The 18,748-nt window shown below is 70.2% G+C and carries 15 protein-coding genes; 12 read left to right on the forward strand and 3 right to left on the reverse strand.

Translation table 11 applies throughout. The features are described 5' to 3' along the window. Positions 1 to 90: 90 nt before the first annotated feature. Both WME96_RS15710 and WME96_RS15715 read right to left on the reverse strand, forming a co-directional pair. Complete coding sequence (locus WME96_RS15710) at positions 91 to 999, reverse strand: ParB/RepB/Spo0J family partition protein (RefSeq protein ID WP_437290921.1); 909 nt, start codon at positions 997 to 999, stop codon at positions 91 to 93. After that, positions 996 to 1,928, reverse strand: a complete 933-nt coding sequence (locus WME96_RS15715; protein WP_437290922.1) for a ParA family protein — start codon at positions 1,926 to 1,928, stop codon at positions 996 to 998. The genes WME96_RS15710 and WME96_RS15715 overlap by 4 nt, the downstream gene beginning before the upstream one ends. A 531-nt stretch (positions 1,929 to 2,459) precedes the next feature. On the opposite strand from WME96_RS15715, the gene WME96_RS15720 reads away from it, so the two are divergent. From WME96_RS15720 to WME96_RS15765, 10 genes are all read left to right on the forward strand, one after another. After that, complete coding sequence (locus WME96_RS15720) at positions 2,460 to 2,624, forward strand: transcriptional regulator (protein ID WP_437290923.1); 165 nt, start codon at positions 2,460 to 2,462, stop codon at positions 2,622 to 2,624. A gap of 251 nt (positions 2,625 to 2,875) precedes the next feature. After that, positions 2,876 to 4,168, forward strand: a complete 1,293-nt coding sequence (gene tig, locus WME96_RS15725) for a trigger factor (protein ID WP_437290924.1) — start codon at positions 2,876 to 2,878, stop codon at positions 4,166 to 4,168. Between the two features lie 247 nt (positions 4,169 to 4,415). Then, complete coding sequence (locus WME96_RS15730) at positions 4,416 to 5,060, forward strand: ATP-dependent Clp protease proteolytic subunit (protein ID WP_012235778.1); 645 nt, start codon at positions 4,416 to 4,418, stop codon at positions 5,058 to 5,060. Between the two features lie 500 nt (positions 5,061 to 5,560). Then, positions 5,561 to 6,817 carry an ATP-dependent Clp protease ATP-binding subunit ClpX gene (gene clpX, locus WME96_RS15735; protein WP_433937765.1) on the forward strand — a complete coding sequence of 419 codons (1,257 nt, stop codon included), beginning with the start codon at positions 5,561 to 5,563 and terminating at the stop codon, positions 6,815 to 6,817. A 218-nt stretch (positions 6,818 to 7,035) separates the two neighbouring features. Continuing rightward, positions 7,036 to 9,528 carry an endopeptidase La gene (gene lon / locus WME96_RS15740; RefSeq protein WP_433936289.1) on the forward strand — a complete coding sequence of 831 codons (2,493 nt, stop codon included), beginning with the start codon at positions 7,036 to 7,038 and terminating at the stop codon, positions 9,526 to 9,528. Positions 9,529 to 9,604: 76 nt separating this feature from the next. Then, positions 9,605 to 11,173, forward strand: a complete 1,569-nt coding sequence (gene purH, locus WME96_RS15745) for a bifunctional phosphoribosylaminoimidazolecarboxamide formyltransferase/IMP cyclohydrolase (RefSeq protein WP_437290925.1) — start codon at positions 9,605 to 9,607, stop codon at positions 11,171 to 11,173. A 191-nt stretch (positions 11,174 to 11,364) separates the two neighbouring features. Next, positions 11,365 to 12,792, forward strand: coding sequence for a ParA family protein (locus WME96_RS15750; protein WP_437290926.1), 1,428 nt, complete (start codon positions 11,365 to 11,367; stop codon positions 12,790 to 12,792). Positions 12,793 to 12,950: 158 nt separating this feature from the next. Next, the gene (locus WME96_RS15755; RefSeq protein WP_437290927.1) at positions 12,951 to 13,298 is read left to right on the forward strand and encodes a hypothetical protein; all 348 of its coding nucleotides are present in this window, start codon (positions 12,951 to 12,953) and stop codon (positions 13,296 to 13,298) included. Positions 13,299 to 13,582: 284 nt separating this feature from the next. Beyond that, positions 13,583 to 14,287, forward strand: coding sequence for a Bax inhibitor-1/YccA family protein (locus tag WME96_RS15760; protein WP_437290928.1), 705 nt, complete (start codon positions 13,583 to 13,585; stop codon positions 14,285 to 14,287). A gap of 260 nt (positions 14,288 to 14,547) precedes the next feature. Continuing rightward, the gene (locus WME96_RS15765) at positions 14,548 to 15,657 is read left to right on the forward strand and encodes a glycoside hydrolase family 5 protein (protein WP_437290929.1); all 1,110 of its coding nucleotides are present in this window, start codon (positions 14,548 to 14,550) and stop codon (positions 15,655 to 15,657) included. 36 nt (positions 15,658 to 15,693) lie between these two features. Here the strand turns inward: WME96_RS15765 and WME96_RS15770 are convergent, their stop codons facing one another. Next, positions 15,694 to 16,200 carry a DUF4112 domain-containing protein gene (locus WME96_RS15770; RefSeq protein WP_437290930.1) on the reverse strand — a complete coding sequence of 169 codons (507 nt, stop codon included), beginning with the start codon at positions 16,198 to 16,200 and terminating at the stop codon, positions 15,694 to 15,696. Between the two features lie 308 nt (positions 16,201 to 16,508). Between WME96_RS15770 and WME96_RS15775 the strand changes: the two genes are divergently transcribed. Further along, the gene (locus WME96_RS15775; protein WP_437290931.1) at positions 16,509 to 17,033 is read left to right on the forward strand and encodes a DUF4126 family protein; all 525 of its coding nucleotides are present in this window, start codon (positions 16,509 to 16,511) and stop codon (positions 17,031 to 17,033) included. A gap of 106 nt (positions 17,034 to 17,139) precedes the next feature. Further along, positions 17,140 to 18,741 (forward strand): hypothetical protein, encoded by a 1,602-nt coding sequence (locus tag WME96_RS15780; protein WP_437290932.1) that lies wholly within the window; start codon positions 17,140 to 17,142, stop codon positions 18,739 to 18,741. Positions 18,742 to 18,748: the final 7 nt, after the last annotated feature.

The raw sequence follows: 18,748 nt of genomic DNA on the forward strand, positions 1-18,748 counted from the left end.
CGGGCAGCGGGCGCCGCGCCGGCGTGCGGCATCGCTCGAGCGGGCCGCGCGCAGCCGGCGCCGGGCAGGCGCCCGCCCGCGCGCGGCGGCTCACGCGCCCAGCAGGGCGATGATCCTGTCCAGCTCGTCGAGCGAGCCGTACGTGATGCCGAGCTCGCCGCGGCCGCCCTGATCGCGCACCTCGACGCGGGTCCCGAGCCGCCGCGTGAGGCGCGCCTCCAGGTCCTTGACCGCCGGCGTCTTCCCGGCGCGCTTCTTCTCGCCCGCCTCCTCGCCGTCCGCGGCCCCCCGGGCCTCCTTCTCCTTCGCCGCCTTGATCAGCGCCTCGACCTTGCGGACCGGGAGCTTGCCGTGGACGGTCCGCTCGGCGACGTCGGCCATCACCTTGTCGCTCGGCGCGCCGAGCAGCGCCCGCGCGTGACCCTCGCTGAGCTCGCGCGAGATCACCATGGTGCGGATGCGCGGCGGCAACCGGAGGAGCCGGAGCGAGTTGACGATCGTCGTGCGGTCCTTGCCGACGCGCTCCGCGAGCGTCTGGTGCGTGTAGCTGTGCTCGCGCAGCAGCCGATCGAACGCCTCGGCGATCTCGATCGGGTTGAGGTCGGCCCGCTGCACGTTCTCGACCAGCGCCAGCTCGAACGCCTCCTTGGGGGAGACGTCCTTGACGACGACGAGCACCTCCCGGAGCCCCGCGCGCTGCGCCGCGCGCCACCGGCGCTCACCCGCGATGAGCTCGAAGGTGTCGTTGCTGGACTGCGTCCTGCGCACGATGAGCGGCTCGATGAGCCCGTGCTCGCGGATGCTCCCGGTGAGCTCCTCGAGCTCGGTCTCGTCGAAGTGCTGCCGCGGCTGCCCCTTCTGCGGCACGATCTTCTCGATCGCGCACACGAACACGCTGCGCCCTTCGGCCGCCGTCGATGTCGCCGGCGGCGCCGCCGGGAGCAGGGCGTCGAGCCCCCGTCCGAGCGCGCGCCGCGCCCCTTTCTGATCGGCATTCATGATCTGGGTCGTGCGTCCCTCGCGCGCTCTCCGGTGGTGGGCGGGGGTGAGGGCTCGGCCTGCGGCTCCGCCTGGGCGGCGTCCCCGCGCTGCCGCTTCTTCGGATCCGCGGCGGCGGGCGGGCCGTCCAGGATCTCGCGCGCGAGGCTCAGGTAGCCCTGCGCGCCCTTCGACTGCGCGTCGTAGAGCAGCGCCGGCTTGCCATGGGACGGCGCCTCGCTGAGCTTCACGTTGCGCGGGATGATCGCGTCGAACACGCGGAAGTGCGCCTTCACCTCGTCGGCCACCTGATGCGTGAGCGAGTTGCGCCCGTCGAACATCGTGAGGACGACGCCCTCGACCGTGAGCTCCGGGTTGAAGGCGCTCCGCACCCGGTCGATGGTCGCCATGAGGTGCGTCAACCCCTCGAGCGCGTAGTACTCGCACTGGAGCGGCACGAGCACCCGGTGGGCCGCGGTGAGCGCGTTGAGCGTCAGCAGGCCGAGCGACGGCGGGCAGTCGAGGACGACGAAGGCGTACCCGTCGAGGTGCGGGCGCAGCGCGTGCCGCAGCCGCACCGCGCGATCGTCCGCGTCGACCAGCTCGAGCTCCGCCGCGACGAGGTCCTGGGTCGCGGGCACCACATCGAGCAGCGGCACCTCGGTGGCGACGACCGCCTCCTTCAGCGTCGCCCGCCCGATCATGACGTCGTAGAGCGACAGCTCGAAGCTCCCGCGCCGCACGCCGACGCCGCTCGACGCGTTGCCCTGCGGATCGCAGTCGACGAGCAGGGTGCGGCGCTCCGCCGCGGCGAAGCTCGCGGCCAGGTTGACCGAGGTCGTGGTCTTGCCGACGCCCCCCTTCTGGTTGGCGACGGCAAAGACGACAGGCGAAGGCTTGGGGGCGGAGCCGGGCTTGCGGGGCGCGCCCCCCTCGTTGGGCGATGGCATCGTGCTGTGTCGCGTCCGACCCGGCTGCTTACACGACCCCCACCGGCACGTCGAGAGATGCGGCGCCTCGGCCTGCAGGTTCGGCCGGGCGCGCGCGTCCGACCCTGCGCGCGTTCGCTCGCCGGATTGTTGGCCTGAACGGCGGGGATGTATACAGTGCCCCACATGTCGCTTGATGTGGTCAAGGGTGAGCGCGCAGCGCGGCGGTCGATCCGCGGGCGCGCCCCGAGGCGGGGCCGCTGCTTCGGCCTCGGTGGGGCGCTGCTGGCTTGCGGCGACTCCGGCCCTGTCGACCGCGTCCTTGCCCGCGCGTTCTGGTGCGACGGGCGCGCGCCTGCGTTGCTCGCGTCTGCGCAGGTCCTCGAGCTTTCGCCTTCGCTTCAACAGGTCGGCGACCGGTTCGCCCCGTCGTCTGCCCTCGACGCGCGTCGAGCGGCAGCGCTGACCGCCCCTGGATCCACGGACGTGACGCCCAGCTTCGCCGAGCGGACCGACGCCCTGACGTCGCCTCGGCACATGTGAGGAGGACAGATGCCGCTTCCCAGGTCGTATCAGAACTTTGCCGAGTTCGAGCGGGAGATTCTCCGCCCGAGCCGTGTGGGTTTCTCGCTCGAGGACATCGTCGAGGACGAGGGCTCCTTCGACGCTGAGCTCGATTTCGAGAAGGACCCCTTCGACGCATCGGACGACGACTGAGCGCGGCCGGCGCGTCGCGGACGGGCCACGTCGCTCCCGCGCTCGCGCCCCGCCTCGTCCGCTGCGCCGCGATGCCGTCGACGACGGCGCGCCGCGCGGCGATGCACATCAGCTTGCACGATCCCTCCCGGGATCCGAGCCCCGGCGGCCGCCTCTCCGCCGGGGCTCCTTTTTTTCAAGCAGCGTCCCGTCGCTCGTCTTGACCCCCCCAGCGACGCGTGGCACGAGTGCCGCCCTTCGAAAAGAACGCCATGCAAGTCAACGTCGAAAAGCTTTCTCCCGTGCTGATGGAGTTTCAGGTGGAGGTCCCCGCGGACCGCGTCCGGAGCGAGGTCGACAAGGCCTATCTGGCGCTCCAGCGGACGGCCCGGGTCCGTGGCTACCGGCCTGGCAAGGCGCCGCGCCAGGTGCTCGCGCACCTCTACGGCGGCCGCATCCACGCCGATGTCGCCCAGCGGCTCGTGGACGCCACGCTGAACCAGGCGCTCGCCGACAAGCAGGTGCAGCCCCTGTCCCAGCCGGCGATCGCGCCCACCGAGCTCCGCCCCGACGACACGTTCTCCTACAAGGCGCGCTTCGAGGTCCGCCCCGACATCGCCGAGGTGAAGTGGGAGGGCTTCGAGGTGAAGCGCCCCTCGACGACGCCGTCCGAGGAGATGATCGACGCCGAGATCACCGCCCTGCGGCGCGAGCACTCGACGCTGCAGGCGCCCGAGCCCGAGCGCCCCGCGGCGAAGGGCGACATGGCGACGATCTCCTTCACCCTGGAGATCGGCGGCGCGCTGCGCGACACGAAGGAGCAGGAGATCGAGACCGAGCTCGGCAGCGGCCAGGTCTTCAAGGAGATCGAGGACGCCCTCCTCGGGATGACGCCCGGCCAGGCGAAGGACGTCCAGGTCACGTTCTCCGAGCAGCACTCGAACGCGGACCTCCGTGGCAAGGAGGCGACCTTCCACATCACGCTGAAGGACCTGCGCGAGCGCATCTTCCCCGAGGTCGACGACGAGTTCGCGAAGGACTGCGGCGAGGAGAGCCTCCCCGCGCTCCGCGAGTCGGTGCGCAAGAAGCTCGAGAAGGAGCTGACGCAGCGGGCGAGCGACGCCGTCGCCGAGCAGCTCGTGATCGAGCTCTGCAAGGCGAACCCGATCCCGGTGCCGCCGTCGCTCGTCGATCAGCAGGCGCAGCTCGCCGAGCGCGAGCTGCTCGCGACGGCGCGCCGGCAGGGCCAGCGCATCGATCCGACGCCGGAGTTCCGCGCGCGCGTGCGGCTCGACGCCGAGATGAAGGTGCGCGCGGGCCTGGTCATGGCCGAGATCGCGAAGGCGAAGCAGGTCAAGATCACCGAGGCCGATCTCGAGAAGGGCTACGAGGAGCTCGCCGAGCAGACGGGCAAGAACGTGGCGAAGATCAAGGCCGAGTACCGCGAGCCCCAGAAGCGCGAGCTCTTCGCCGGGATGATCCTCGAGGACAAGATCCTCGACATCATCGAGGCCGCGGCGAAGGTCGCCGAGGCGGACGCGACGCAGCAGCCCAGCGGCGCCTGATCTACCCCGGCCGGCGACGGCCGATCAGCGCTCGGCGCGGCGCCCTCGTGGCGCCGCGCGGCCCCTCCTCCGACGACATCGATCACGTCCAGCGCGCTGCGCGCCGGCGCGGCGCGCGTTCCGTGCGTTGCCCGGCGAGCGGCCGACGATTCCGGTAACCTCGGGCGCGTTCGGTCTTGCGATCGGACGCAGTCTGGCCCAGGAGTAGAGCCCCTGCCGCGCGGCAGGAAACCCCCCGGAGCACCGGATGACCCGACGAGTCGAAACCCGCACCCAAGCCATCGAGTTTCTCGAACGCGAGAAGGCCTACATCCTCCCGACGGTCACGGAGGTGACCCACCGCGGCGAGCGGGAGTGGAACATCTTCAGCCGCCTCCTCAAGGATCGCATCGTCTTCATCGGCACGGAGATCGATGACTTCGTCGCGAACGCCGTGATCGCGCAGTTCCTCTTCCTCGAGAGCGAGGATCCCGAGAAGGAGATCCAGGTCTACATCAACAGCCCGGGCGGCGTGGTGACGTCGGGGCTCGCGATGTACGACACGATGCAGTACGTGCGTTGCCCGGTGTCGACGATGTGCATCGGCCAGGCCGCATCGATGGGCGCCGTGCTGCTCGGCGCGGGACGCAAGGGTCGGCGCTTCGCGCTGCCGCACGCGAGGATGATGATCCACCAGCCGCTCGGCGGCGCGCGCGGCCAGGCGACGGACATCGAGATCCAGGCGCGCGAGATCAAGAAGATCAAGGAGACGCTGATCGACATCCTCGTCGACGCCACCGGCAAGAACCGGGACGAGCTGGCGAAGGACATCGAGCGCGACTTCTACCTGAGCGCGACGCAGGCCAAGGAGTACGGCCTGATCGACGAGGTCTTCCCGAAGCGGAACAAGTAGGTGCCCGCGCCCCCCCGGCTGGCGGGCGTGCTCTGGCGGAGGGCCGGCGCGGAGCGGCGTCGCGCTGCTGCGCGACGTCGCGCCGCGTGGCGCCTGCGCGCCGCGCAGCGACGCCGCGCCGTCCGCGGCGCTCAGGCGCGCGGGGCTGCCGGGCGCTGCACGGTCGCGCACGGCCGCGGAGCGCGCGGCAGCGTCAGCCGATGCGCGCCGCTGCCGTCGCCCGATCCTTTGCTTGGCCCGCAGCGCACGGTCTCATCTGCGGCCCGCGCCGGGGCGCCATCGGGCGATTCCCTGACTTCGGCCACAGGCTGGAGACCACCCCCGTTAGCTTGCGACGGTACGGGCACCGGACTAGAATCCGAGCGCGGCGTTTGGCTGCGCATCGCTGAAAATCCAGGGGACGGTGGAAGCCGCGCCCCTCTCAAGTTGGCGGGGCCGCGACGGCGGAACCCCACCTCTCGTTGAAGCGGCAGCGTCGGCAGACCGCACTGAGGGTCGAAGTGGAGCGAAGGCGGGACGATCACTCGAATGGCAATCTAAGCTGCTCTTTCTGCGGCAAATCGCAGAAAGAGGTGAAGAAGCTCATCGCGGGCCCCACGGTGTACATCTGTGATGAGTGCATCGGGCTCTGCAATGACATCATCGCGGAGGAGGTCGAGAAGGACGAGCCGTACGCGGGGTCGACCCCGGTGCCCAAGCCCGCCGACATCAAAGCGACGTTGGATGAGTACGTCGTCGGCCAGAACCGCGCCAAGAAGATCCTCGCTGTCGCGGTGCACAACCATTACAAGCGCATCGACAGCCGGGTCTCGTCCGACGACGTGGAGCTGTCCAAGTCGAACATCCTCCTGCTCGGCCCGACGGGCTCGGGCAAGACGCTCCTCGCGCAGACGCTCGCCAAGATCATCAACGTCCCCTTCGCCATCGCGGACGCGACGACGCTGACCGAGGCCGGCTATGTCGGCGAGGACGTCGAGAACATCATCGTCCAGCTCCTCCAGAACGCGGACCACGACGTCGAGCGCGCGCAGCGCGGCATCGTCTACATCGACGAGATCGACAAGATCAGCCGGAAGAGCGACAACCCGAGCATCACGCGCGACGTCTCGGGCGAGGGCGTGCAGCAGGCGCTGCTCAAGATCATCGAGGGGACGATCGCGAACGTCCCCCCGAAGGGCGGTCGGAAGCACCCGCAGCAGGATTTCCTCCAGGTCGACACGACGAACATCCTGTTCATCTGCGGCGGCGCGTTCGTCGGGCTCGATCAGATCATCCAGCGGCGCATCGGCCAGAACACCCTCGGCTTCGGCGCGGACATCAAGGCGAAGCGCGACTTCAAGCTGGGCGATCTGCTCAGCGTCGTTCAGCCGGAGGACCTCCTCAAGTTCGGGCTGATCCCGGAGTTCATCGGGCGCCTGCCGGTCGTGGCGACGCTCCACGAGCTCAACGAGGAGGCGCTCATCGACATCCTCACGAAGCCGAAGAACAGCCTGGTGAAGCAGTACCAGAAGCTCTTCGAGATGGACGGGGTGAAGGTCAAGTTCACCCGGGGCGCGCTCGTGGCGGTGGCCCGCCAGGCGCTCGAGAGGAACAGCGGCGCGCGCGGCCTGCGCGCCATCCTCGAGTCGGCGATGCTCGACATCATGTACGACGTCCCGTCCCGGACCGGGATCAAGGAGGTCGTCGTGAGCGAGGACGTGATCGTGAAGCACGAGCCGCCGCTCATCGTGTACACGAAGGAGGCGGAGCTCGCGTAGCGCTTGCTCCGGGGGGCGCGGCCCAGGGCGCTCGGCGAGAAGCCGGCGCCGGACCGCAGCGCGCCTCGCCCCCACAACCCCCCTTCCAGCATCCCGGCGCCGCGCGCGTCCTCACTGGACGCGGGCCGATCCGGCCGAAGCTCAGCAGTAGAACAGGAAACTCGTGACAACCGAGGCGGGGCTGCCCCGGCCTCCTGACACTCCCGGAAAGACGGCGGATGTTCTTCAAGAACGACAGTGATCGCGGCAAGAACGCACCCGAGCGCGGGATCGTCCCGTTGCTCCCGCTACGCGACATCATCGTCTTTCCCCACATGGTCTCCCAGCTCTTCGTCGGGCGCGAGCGCAGCATCGCCGCGCTCGACGAGGCGATGAACCGCGGCAAGGAGATCTTCCTCGCCGCGCAGCGAAACGCGAAGACCAACGACCCGACGCCGGACGACATCTTCGGCGTGGGCTCGGTCGGCGCGATCATGCAGCTCCTTCGTCTGCCGGACGGGACGGTGAAGGTCCTGATCGAGGGCAAGCGCCGAGCGCGCATCCGCCGTTACGTCCAGAGCGATGCGTACTTCCTGATCGAGTACGACGAGATCGTCGAGAGCTCGGTCTCGAGCGTCGAGGTCGAGGCGCTGATGCGCTCGGTCCAGTCGACGTTCGAGATGTACGTCAAGCTCAACAAGAAGATCCAGCCCGAGGTCCTGATGGCGGTGCAGGCCATCGACGAGGCCTCGAGGCTCGCCGACACCATCATCGCCAACCTGCCGACCATCAAGCTGACGGACCGGCAGGCGCTGCTCGAGATGGAGGAGCCGCAGAAGCGGCTCGAGCGTCTCATCGAGCTGATGCAGGCCGAGATCGAGATTCTCCAGGTGGAGAAGAAGATCCGGAGTCGCGTCAAGAAGCAGATGGAGAAGACGCAGAAGGAATACTATCTCAACGAGCAGATGCAGGCCATCCAGAAGGAGCTGGGTGGCGGCGAGCGCGACGAATTCAAGAACGAGATCCAGGAGATCGAGGAGGCCCTCAAGACCAAGCGGATGAGCAAGGAGGCCGCCGCCAAGGTCAAGAAGGAGCTCAAGAAGCTGAAGATGATGCACCCCACGAGCGCCGAGGCGACCGTGGTGCGCAACTACATCGACTGGATCCTGGAGCTCCCCTGGTACGACAAGAGCGAGGAGCGTTATGACCTCGTGGAGGCCGAGCGCATCCTCGACGAGGATCATTACGGGCTGAAGAAGATCAAGGAGCGGATCCTCGAGTACCTCGCGGTCCAGGCGCTCACGAAGAAGCTCAAGGGCCCGGTGCTCTGCTTCGTGGGCCCGCCCGGCGTCGGCAAGACGAGCCTGGCGAAGTCGATCGCGCGCGCGACGGGGCGCAAGTTCGTGCGGCTGTCGCTCGGCGGCGTGCGCGACGAGGCGGAGATCCGCGGCCACCGGCGGACGTACATCGGCGCGCTCCCTGGCAAGCTGATCCAGTCGCTCAAGAAGGTCGGGACGAACAACCCTGTCTTCCTGCTCGACGAGGTCGACAAGATGTCGACGGATTTCCGCGGCGATCCGGCGGCGGCGTTGCTCGAGGTGCTCGATCCGGAGCAGAACCACACCTTCAACGACCATTACCTGGATCTCGACTACGACCTCTCCGACGTGATGTTCATCACGACGGCGAACACGCTGTCTGGCATCCCGGTGCCGCTCCAGGACCGCATGGAGGTCATCCAGCTCTCGGGCTACACGGAGTTCGAGAAGCTGAACATCGCGGTGAAGTACCTCGTTCCCAGGCAGCGCAAGGAGTGCGGCCTCGAGGACGTGTCGCTCGATTTCACGGAGGGGGCGCTCCGGACGATCATCCACCACTACACGAAGGAGAGCGGCGTGCGCTCGCTGGAGCGCGAGATCGCGAGCGTGTGCCGCAAGGTGGCCCGGAAGGTCGTGTCGGACGGCAAGGACAAGCCGATCGAGGTCGTCGCGAAGAGCATCCCGAAGTACCTCGGCGTGCCCAAGTACCGGCTCGGCAGGCGCGAGGAGCGCGACGAGGTGGGGCTCGTGAACGGCCTGGCCGTGACCAACGTCGGCGGCGATCTGCTTCCGGCCGAGGCGACGGTGGTCCCCGGCAAGGGCAAGCTCGTGATCACGGGGCTGCTCGAGAAGGGGATGGAGGAGAGCGGGCACGCGGCGATGAGCTACGTGCGCTCGCGCCTCGACCGGCTGGGGCTCGAGGCGGACGTTTACCAGAAGGTCGACGTTCACATTCACTTCCCCGACTTCGTCCGGAAGGACGGGCCGAGCGCCGGCGTGACCATGGTGACCGCGCTCGTGAGCGCGCTGATGAAGGTGCCCGTCCGGCGCGATCTCGCGATGACGGGCGAGATCACCCTGCGCGGCCGCGTGATGCCGATCGGCGGGCTCAAGGAGAAGCTGCTCGCCGCCCACCGCGGGGGCATCAAGACCGTGATCCTGCCGAAGGAGAACCGGAAGGATCTCCGGGACGTGCCGCGGCGCGTGCTCAAGTCGCTGCGGCTCGTGCTCGTGGAGCACGTCGACGATGTGCTCCGGGAAGCGCTCATGCTGCCCGACCCCAACGCGGTCTTCGGGCCCCCGAAGGACGTGCTGGAGTACCGGGACGGCGAGCTCGTCACCGAGGAGGCGCCGGCCAAGGCGCCGCCGGCCCCGGCGGGCGAGCCGACGCCGGCCGCGCCGCCCGCGGCCTGAGCGGCGCGCGAGCGCGAGCACGCCGCTGGACGGATAGGCTGGCGGCGCGCGCCGAGACGCACTAGCTGGCGTCGCGATGATTCGACGCGCACTGATTTCGGTATCCGACAAGACGGGATTGCTCCCGCTGGCCAGGCGGCTCGCGGACAAGGGCGTGGAGATCCTCTCGACCGGGGGGACGCAGCGGGCGCTCCAGGAGGCCAACGTGCCGGTCGTCGGCGTGGAGGCCTATACCGGCTCTCCCGAGGTGATGGATGGCCGGGTGAAGACGCTCCACCCCAGGGTGCACGGCGGCATCCTGATGCGCGGCGCGATCGACGACGAGGACCTCGGCCGGCTCGGGGGCGCGCCGATCGACCTCGTGGTCTGCAACCTCTACCCGTTCGAGGCGACGGTCCGGAAGGCCGGGGTCACGCACGCCGAGATCATCGAGAACATCGACATCGGCGGTCCGTCGATGGTGCGGAGCGCGGCCAAGAACCACGCCCGCGTGGCGGTGGTGGTGGACCCTGCCGACTACGACGTTGTGCTCGCCGAGCTCGACAGGGCAGGTGAGGTGTCGAGCGCCACGCGCCGCCGGCTCGCCACGAAGGCGTTCGCGCACACGGCGGCCTACGACGGGATGGTGGCCGGCTATCTCTCCTCGCTGCCGGAGGAGGGCGAGCCGAACGCCGCGGACCGCGAGGCGTATCCGCGCTTCCTGACGCTCGCCCTCGAGCGTGCCTATCCGCTCCGGTACGGCGAGAACCCGCACCAGTCGGGCGCCTTCTACCGCGAGCGGGGCGCGGCCGCGGGGTCGCTCGCGCTCGCGGAGTCGCTGGGTGCGGGCGGGAAAGAGCTGTCGTTCAACAACCTCGTCGACGTGGACGCGGCGTTCGAGGCGGTGCGGGAGTTCACCCAGCCCGCCGCCGTCGTGGTGAAGCACACGAACCCGTGCGGCGTCGCGACGGCCGACGACCTCGCGACCGCCTACAGGACGGCGCGCGAGGCCGACGCGGTGAGCGCCTTCGGCGGGATCGTCGCGCTGAACCGCGAGGTCGACCGCGCGGCCGCCGAGGTGCTGATCGAGACGTTCCTGGAGTGCGTGATCGCTCCTGCCTACACCGCTGAGGCGGTCGAGGTGCTCCGGACCAAGAAGAACCTCCGGGTGCTCGCGACCGGCGCGCTCCTGCCCGCGGACCACCGGGAGCTGACGTTCAAGCGCGTCGGCGGGGGCCTCGTCGTCCAGGCCCGGGACGCGACCGCGGCTGACGAGGTCCGTGGCGGCAAGGTCGTGACGAAGCGGGCGCCCACGGAGCGGGAGATCGAGGCGCTCGAGCTCGGCTGGCGGGTGTGCAAGCACGTGAAATCCAACGCGATCGTGCTCGCGGTGCCGGGGAGCACGGTCGGCGTCGGTGCCGGGCAGATGTCCCGGGTCGAGAGCGTGCGCATCGCCTGCAGCAAGGCGGGCGAGCGGGCCCGCGGGAGCGTCCTCGCGTCGGACGCCTACTTCCCGTTCCCGGACGGCCTGCAGGTCGCCGCCGAGCACGGGATCACCGCTGTCGCGCAGCCCGGAGGCAGCGTGAGGGACGCGGAGGTCATCGCGGCTGCCGACGCGGCGGGGGTCGCGATGGTGTTCACCGGGACGCGGCACTTCCGTCACTGAGCCGCCCTGGCACCGGCCCATCCCCCGGGGGGCCAGATCCCCGGCCGGGGAACGTGCTCGCCGTGGCGCCCTCGTGGCCGCGCGCGCGGCGCTTCCACCCTCGCAGAAAAGTTGACCTTTGGTCCTTGACTGTGATGATGGTCAACGCTGCGCCTGGGCAAAGCGCTGTGCGCGGCGTGAAGGAGCGAGCTGTGGGCGGAATCAGCGAGACGTGCAGCGTGTGCGGGACCGGATTCGAGGTCCAGTTCCGGTACCAGATGGAGGAGAAGGACGGCGGCTTCTCCTTCTTCTGCTCGCAGAAATGCCTGGAAAAGAGCCAGCTCGGCGGGGAGGCCGGCGCCGCGCTCGCCACGTGCGACGCGTGCGCGAAGCGCTTCACCCCGGATCTCGTGTCGCAGGTGCTCTATGTCGCCGGGCGGCGGCACTACGCGTGCTCGCTGGGGTGCCGGACGCAGCTCGTGCGCGAGGCGAAGGGGGTCCGGCTCGGCGACATCGCGGCGGCGGCCGTGGCGCCGGCGCCGGCGGAAGGACTGCCGTCGACCCGCCGCGAGGTGCCAGCGGCGGGGGGCGCCCGCGTCGCTGCCGAGGCGAGCGAGCTGGCGGCTCCCGAGCGGGCCGGCCGGCCCGGCGCGCCGGGAACGGCCGCGGCGATGGCCGCCGCCCCGGTCGCGCCGGCGGTGCGCCCGGCGGAGCCACGGGGGCAACAGGGGGCGGTCGCGGTGCCCCTGTCGCCTGCCGGGGGGGCGAAGCGGGCGGCGCAGCCGCCGCAGCGTCCGACCGGGGTGCCCCGGTGCCTTGCGGTGTTCAATCACAAGGGCGGCACCGGCAAGACGACCACCGCCGTGAGCGTCGCGGCCGGGCTCGCGGCGCGCGGCAAGCGGGTGCTGCTCGTCGACACCGACGCGCAGGGGAACGTCTCCGTGTCGCTCGGCGCCGGCGCGGAGCGATCGCTCTATCACGTGCTCGTGATGGGGCTCCGGGTCGCGGACGCGATCAAGACGGTGCGTCCGAACCTGGATCTCCTGCCGTCCAACGAGACGCTGGCGGCCGCGGAGCTCTACCTGGCCGGGCGCCAGAACCGCGACCGTGTGCTCTCGGACCGGCTCTCCGCCGCGGCGGCCGACTACGACTACGTGGTCCTCGACTGCTCGCCGAGCCTGTCGCTGATGAACCAGAACGCGCTGGTGCTCGCGGACAGCGTGCTGGTCCCGGTCGCGTGCGATTACCTGTCGCTCGTCGGTGTCCGGCAGGTGATCAAGACGGTGAAGAACGTGAACGCGCTGCTGCACCACCCGGTGCAGATATGGGGCGTGCTTCCGACGTTCTTCGACGGTCGCGCGAAGATCGCGCGCGAGGCGGTGAGCACGATGACGCAGCACTTCGGGGAGCGCTGCCTTCCGCCGATCCGCCAGGCCATCAAGGTGAAGGAGGCGCCCGCGCAGGGCCAGACGATCTTCGAGTACGCGCCGGGCACCCCGGCGGCGGACGATTACCTCGCGGTGGTCGACCGCATCATCGAGAGCCGCGAGCGCGGCGCGACCGGATCCGACGTCGGCGCGGCGCGCGATCAGGGGTCGTGGAGCACCGACCGGCCGGGCGCTGCGTTGGCTGGCGCATGAGGGACCCGCGAACGCGGAGTCCCGGAGGATGAAGGGACCCGCGAACGCGGCATCCCGCAGGATGAAGGGACCCGCGAACGCGGGATTCCACAGGATGAAGGGACCCGCCGACGCGAGGTCTCGCCGGGGATGAAGCGGGCAGGGAGCTGGAGGAAGCAATGAAGAGCGAAGGCGATCTCGGGGGCGCCGCGCGGGCGCTGCTCGATCGCGACGAAGTGGAAGGTGTTCTGTCCGGGGCATTCTATACGCCCGCGGAAGCGCCTCGTTCGCGCGCGAAGACCCGTACGACCGGCGCCGGCGCCGCGTCCGAGCCGGGGGCTGCGCCGCCCGAGAGACCGCAGCACTACAAGGTCATCTGCATCTCGATGTACACCGAGGATCTCGATCGCCTGGACGAGATGGTCAGCGCGCTCAAGGCGCGCGGGATGACGAAGGCCAACCGGAGCGCGTTGATCCGTCACGCCCTCTCCCAGGTGGACCTCGACAAGATCCCGAAGGGGATCTAAGTCAGTTTTTCAGGGGGACCTCCACGACGTCCCACACGAAGTTCACGCCGGCTGTTCCAGCATCGGCCGCGAGCGCCGCAGCGTCCCCTGGCGGCGCTCCGGCAGCACGGTGGTGGTGGAGCCATCCCGGCTTCTCGCGATCCGGCGCGCGCCGGAGAAGACCGCCCTGGAGCGTCAGCGTCCACGGCACCGTGGCGCAGCGCGTCTTGCCCCGGCAACCGCGTCGGCGGCACGCGGCGTGCTAATATCGCGAGCGGTCGAGGCCTATACCGACGAGAGGGAACATGAACCAGAACTACGTAGGATACGGGGCCCGGGCTTCGGCGATCCGTGCCGGCGCCGATTCGCGCGAGCGCTTCCTCGTGCGAACGTACAATCACCTGTTCGGGGCGATCGCCCTCTTCGCGGCGATCGAGGTCGCGCTCTTCAAGACCGGCGCCGCCTTGGTCATCGCCCGGGCGATGATCGGCACGAGCTGGTTGCTGGTGCTCGGGGGGTTCATGCTCGTGAGCTGGCTGGCCAGCCGCGCGGCGCACACCTCCATGTCGAAGCCGGTGCAGTACGCCGCGCTGCTCGGCTACGTGCTCGCGCAGGCGATCATCTTCGTGCCGCTCCTCTTCATCGCGGACAGGGTCGCCCCCGGCGCGATCCAGAGCGCCGGGCTCGCCACCATGGCCGGCTTCGCGGGCCTCACCGCGATCGCGTTTGTGACCCGCAAGGACTTCTCCTTCCTGGGCGCGCTCCTTCGCTGGGGCGGCATCTGCGCGCTCGTCCTCATCGCGGCCGGCGCGCTGTTCGGCTTCCAGCTCGGCACGTTCTTCAGCGTCGCCATGGTCGCGTTCGCCGGCGCTGCGATCCTCTACGATACCTCGAACATCCTCCACCACTTCCCCGAGGACCGGTATGTCGGCGCCGCGCTCGAGCTCTTCGCGTCCGTCGCCATGCTGTTCTGGTACATCCTCCGTCTCTTCACCAGCTCCCGCGACTGATCGGAGCGGCACGCACCCGCTTCGGATACGGGCCCACCTCGACGTTTTCGGTGCTCGGCGTACTGGAGTACGCCTGCGCGCCGAAAACGCCGATCTGGGCCCGTCTCCTGTGCGGGTGCGCGCCGCTCGGCGGGGCGGATACCGGACGGCGCCGCTCGGCGGGGCGGATACCGGACGGCGCCGCTCGGCGGGGCGGATACCGGACGGGAACGCTTGCGCGGTGGGGCGGGCCGGGGTCTCATGCGGTCCGAGGAGCGGCTGTGAGGAAGATTTCGTGCGCGCTGGTGGGGCTCGGGGTTGTTCTCGCAGCGTGCCGAGGGGGTGACGCGGAGAAGAAGGGCGAAACGGTCGTCGCCGTGAGCGGCGCGGCGGAGGCCGAGATCATCGCGCGGCCGCTCTCGCTCAGGGGCGTCAGCCTCGCGGGGGCGGAGTTCGCGGTCGACCCGTTCGGCAAAGGCACGCTCCCAGGTACCCCGGGCGTCCACTACACCTACCCGGATCCCGCGTTCTCCAAGGGATACACGTCCGCGGATTACTTCCTGAGCAAGGGGATGAACACCTTCCGGGTGCCGTTTCGCTGGGAACGACTGCAGCCCGCGCGCAACCAGCCGCTCAACGCCGCAGAGCTGAACCGGCTGAAGACGACCGTCAACAACCTGGTCGCCAAGGGCGCCTACGCGGTGCTCGATGTGCACAACTACGGCCGCTATGGAGCCGGTGTCCTCGGCGCGGAGATCCCGATCGCGGATTTCGCCGAGTTCTGGGGGCGGGTGGCCGTCGAGTTCAAGGGCAACACGAAGGTCGTGTTCGCCCTCATGAACGAGCCGCACGACATGCCGACCGAGGCGTGGATCGAGGCGGCCAACGCCGCGATCGTCTCGATCCGCAGCACCGGGGCGACGAACCTCATCATCGTCCCCGGCAACGGGTGGTCCGGAGCGCACAGCTTCGACGCGACCTTCTACGGAACATCGAACGCCGAGGCGCTCCTCGAGATCGTCGACCCGAAGCAGGCCGTCGCGTTCGAGGTCCACCAGCACCTCGACGACGGTTCCTCGGGAAAATCGCCCAATTGCGTCAGCGAGACCGTCGGGGTGGAGCGCCTGAAGGGGTTCACGGCGTGGCTCAGGAAGCACGGGAAGAAGGGGTTTCTCGGCGAGTTCAGCGGCGGGGCGAGCGCGGTATGCCTGAAGGCCATCGCCAACGTCGTGATCTACCTCGAGCAAAGCAAGGACGTTTACGTGGGCTGGACCTACTGGGCGGCAGGGCCCTCCTGGAAGGACTATTTCACGTCGCTCGAGCCGCGAGATGGCGCGGACACGCCGCAGATGATCTCGCTGCAAGCGCACCTGTCGGCGTCGGTCCGGTAGCCGAGGGGGCCCCTCCGCGGCCCGCGGTCGCTCCTCTCAGGACCCGAAGAGGCCCTGCGCCGCGCGCACCAGAGAGAACAGCAGCAGGCCCGCCAGCGCGACGACGCCCGCCACCACGATCAGCAGCCCCGCGTAGAAGCCGGCATCCGAGGGGCGCGCGCCGCCCTGGCCCCGCGCGGCGAGGTGCGACCGCAGGAGGTCGAGGTTGCGCGCGTTCGCCTTGTAGGCCGCGTCGAAGAGGTCGCCCAGGAGGGGGATCATGCCGATCAGCGCCTCGAGACCCACGTTGAGCATCATGCGCAGCAACGTCGAGGCGGGGAGGCGGTACCGCGTCGCCGCGAGGACGATATACATCGAGAGCCCGAAGCCGATGAGATCCCCGACGCCCGGGATCAGCCCGATCACCGCGTCGTAGCCGACCCGGTAGCCGACGCCGGGGATGCGAATCGCGTTGTCCAGAAACTGCCCGAGCGCGTTCAGGCGCCTCAGCCTTTCATCCTCGACGTCAACGGTCCTGAGCGCGGCGATGGGGGTCACGGGCATGGCGGACCGTTCTCCGGGGTGCAAGGTGAAGGTTCTCAGGTAATGCACCTCCCGCGCCCGTTCAACCGCGATGCCGGAGGACCTGCAGGACGGGCCACCGCTCGGATCCGCATGTTTCCGGTTCCGGACATCGCGAAGAAGCGGATGGACGCAGGGCGCTCCACGCCGCCGGAGAGCGGTGCCCCGGCTCACCGCGAGGGGGGCGGGCCGGCGCGCCGCGGGCGGAGGTCGTTCAGGAGCGCTCCACGTCCCCCGGACGGAGAGCGCGCACGCCAACCGGGGCATATGCGTTGCTACTGCCGGTCGTCATGGCGACAGCAACGTTTTTTGGAGGCGCCCGGCGGCCCAGCTCCTCGGAGATCGTTCTCCTCGGGCAGGCCGCAGGGCTCGGGCTGGTGACCGGGATGCGTTCCATGCTGGGCGTGAGGATCCTCGCGTCCAGCGCTCGGCGCGGCGCGTTCGACGGGCAGCGCGGGAGCTTCTGGCGCGCGCTCCGCTCGCCGACAGCGCAGCGCGTGATGAGCGTGCTTGCGGGCGGAGAGCTCCTGATGGACAAGCTGCCCTCCGCGCCGAGCCGTCTCTCGACAGGGCCGCTGAGCGGGCGCCTCGTGATCGGGGCGCTCCTCGGCGCCGCGGTGGGCGCCCAGAGCCCCGAGAAGAACCTGCGCGTCGCCGGCGCGGTGGTGGGCGCCGTGGCGGCCGCGGTGGGGGCGCTCGTCGGCAACCGCGCTCGCGCGTGGATGAACCGCGGGACGCGCGTTCCCGCCCCGCTCGGAGCCATGATCGAGGACGCCATCGCCTTCGGCCTGGGCGCGGTGATTGCGCGCCGCTGATCCGGCGCATGCGCTCCAGCGCCCGCAGGGGGCTTCCGGCCCGCGCGCACGTCGCTTCCTGCCACAGCGGGGCGCCGCTGCCGTTGCGGTCACGGCGCCGCGATGCATGCTGGCGCCCGACATGCCGCTGAGGCCGCGCGCTCCCCTCCGCCGCCCTGGACTGCGCCGCGCCCTGGTCGGCGTGGTCAGCGCGCTCCTTGGCGCGCTGGGCGCATCCCCGGCGCGCGCCCAGGGAAGATACGAGTCCGCGCTGCTCGGCGGGCGATCGGCGCTCCTCGGGAGCACGGGGGTCGTGCTCGGCGTCGACGGCGCGGCGCCCTTCCTGAACCCGGCGACGATCGTCCGGATCGAGGACCGCAACATCGCGTTCTCGTCGTCGTTCTTCCGCTACGCGCATCGAACGCTGGAGGCGTGGCACCAGCCAGGTCCGGTCGACGCCGAGCGGTACGGGGACCTCCGGCTCGACAGGACGACGGTGACCGACCAGGGCCTGAGCACCCTCCCTGACGCGACCTGCTACTTCTTCGACCTGAGGAGCGGCGCGCGAGACGGGAATTCGGCGCGAGTACCCGTCGGCCGCCAGACCCTCGCCGCGTGCCTCGCGAAGACGGAAGAGAGCGAGTTCGGGTTCGACGCGCTCGGGTTCTCGGGGGAGTCGGCCGGGCGCCGCGTGACCCAGGCGCAGACGCTCCGCTACAGGTGGGGGCGCTACAGCGCCGGCCCGTCGTGGAGCTACAGCGTCAACGACCGCCTCGCGGTGGGCGCCTCGCTCTCGGTCGTACGCACGCGTTACACGAGCTCGCTCAGCATCTCGAGCATCGTGGAGGACACGGGTACGGGCGCGGCCAGCAGCACGACGTACCAGACGGCGCTCTCGGGAGACTCCTGGGACCTCCTCGCGCACCTCGGGGCGACGTACCGGCTGACCCGGGTGTTCTCGGCCGGGATCAGCGTGAGGACGCCCAGCGTTCACGTCTTCGACTCCTTCGACGCGAGCTACCAGGACACGCTCGCGACCGGGACGGCGGCGGTGCGCCACTGGTCCGGCGCGGGGGAGTTCGTGGCGCCCTCGCCGGCCCGCGTGGCCGTGGGCGCGAGCGCGGAGTGGAGCAGGCTGCGGCTGGAGCTCGACGGCTTCTTCTACATGGGCCAGCGGGAGTTCGCGCGGATCGCCGCCGATCGGGAGGAGATCGCGATGGAGGCGGGGACGGTGACGAGCCGACGGCAGAGCCGGTTCGGCGTCGTCGAGGCGGCGGCGCCCGTGGTCAACGTGGGGCTCGGCGCCGAGGTGTTCCTCACGCGCGATCTCAGCCTGGCGAGCGGCGTCGTCACGGATTTCAACGCGCTGTCCAGCCTGCGAGGCCCCCTGTCCGTCGAGTCGAGGCTCTTCCTCGAGCGGATGAGCGGCGTGCACGCGGCGCTCGGTCTGGTGTCGTATACGCGGTACGGCGATCTCGTGTTCGGCGCACGCTTCGATTACGCCGCGGGGCAGATGGCGGCGGTCAACACCTTCGCGTCCCCCGTGCGGCTGGATCCGATCGACTGCCGCGAGTTCGGCGCGACCCTGGTGCTCGCCGGGCGGATCAGCCTGCGCACGGTGGAGAACGTGGCGCGCGAGATCGGGGACGCGGTGGAGGGCTCGGCCGCCGCGCCCTCGGAGCGAGGCGCGCCGCGGGAGCCGATGCGGGAGCCGGCTCAGAAGGACTGAGCGGCGC

Source organism: Sorangium sp. So ce406, from assembly GCF_051474675.1.
Classification (GTDB): domain Bacteria; phylum Myxococcota_A; class Polyangia; order Polyangiales; family Polyangiaceae; genus Sorangium; species Sorangium cellulosum_G.

Bases quoted from the DNA above. Each gene is read 5' to 3' on its own strand.
- WME96_RS15755 (WP_437290927.1), top strand. From the start codon at position 12,951: ATGAAGAGCGAAGGCGATCTCGGGGGCGCCGCGCGGGCGCTGCTCGAT.
- WME96_RS15760 (WP_437290928.1), top strand. From the start codon at position 13,583: ATGAACCAGAACTACGTAGGATACGGGGCCCGGGCTTCGGCGATCCGT.
- WME96_RS15780 (WP_437290932.1), top strand. From the start codon at position 17,140: ATGCTGGCGCCCGACATGCCGCTGAGGCCGCGCGCTCCCCTCCGCCGC.
- WME96_RS15730 (WP_012235778.1), top strand. From the start codon at position 4,416: ATGACCCGACGAGTCGAAACCCGCACCCAAGCCATCGAGTTTCTCGAA.
- tig (WP_437290924.1), top strand. From the start codon at position 2,876: ATGCAAGTCAACGTCGAAAAGCTTTCTCCCGTGCTGATGGAGTTTCAG.
- WME96_RS15710 (WP_437290921.1), bottom strand. From the start codon at position 999: ATGAATGCCGATCAGAAAGGGGCGCGGCGCGCGCTCGGACGGGGGCTC.
- WME96_RS15775 (WP_437290931.1), top strand. From the start codon at position 16,509: ATGGCGACAGCAACGTTTTTTGGAGGCGCCCGGCGGCCCAGCTCCTCG.
- lon (WP_433936289.1), top strand. From the start codon at position 7,036: ATGTTCTTCAAGAACGACAGTGATCGCGGCAAGAACGCACCCGAGCGC.
- WME96_RS15720 (WP_437290923.1), top strand. From the start codon at position 2,460: ATGCCGCTTCCCAGGTCGTATCAGAACTTTGCCGAGTTCGAGCGGGAG.
- WME96_RS15715 (WP_437290922.1), bottom strand. From the start codon at position 1,928: ATGCCATCGCCCAACGAGGGGGGCGCGCCCCGCAAGCCCGGCTCCGCC.
- purH (WP_437290925.1), top strand. From the start codon at position 9,605: ATGATTCGACGCGCACTGATTTCGGTATCCGACAAGACGGGATTGCTC.
- WME96_RS15770 (WP_437290930.1), bottom strand. From the start codon at position 16,200: ATGCCCGTGACCCCCATCGCCGCGCTCAGGACCGTTGACGTCGAGGAT.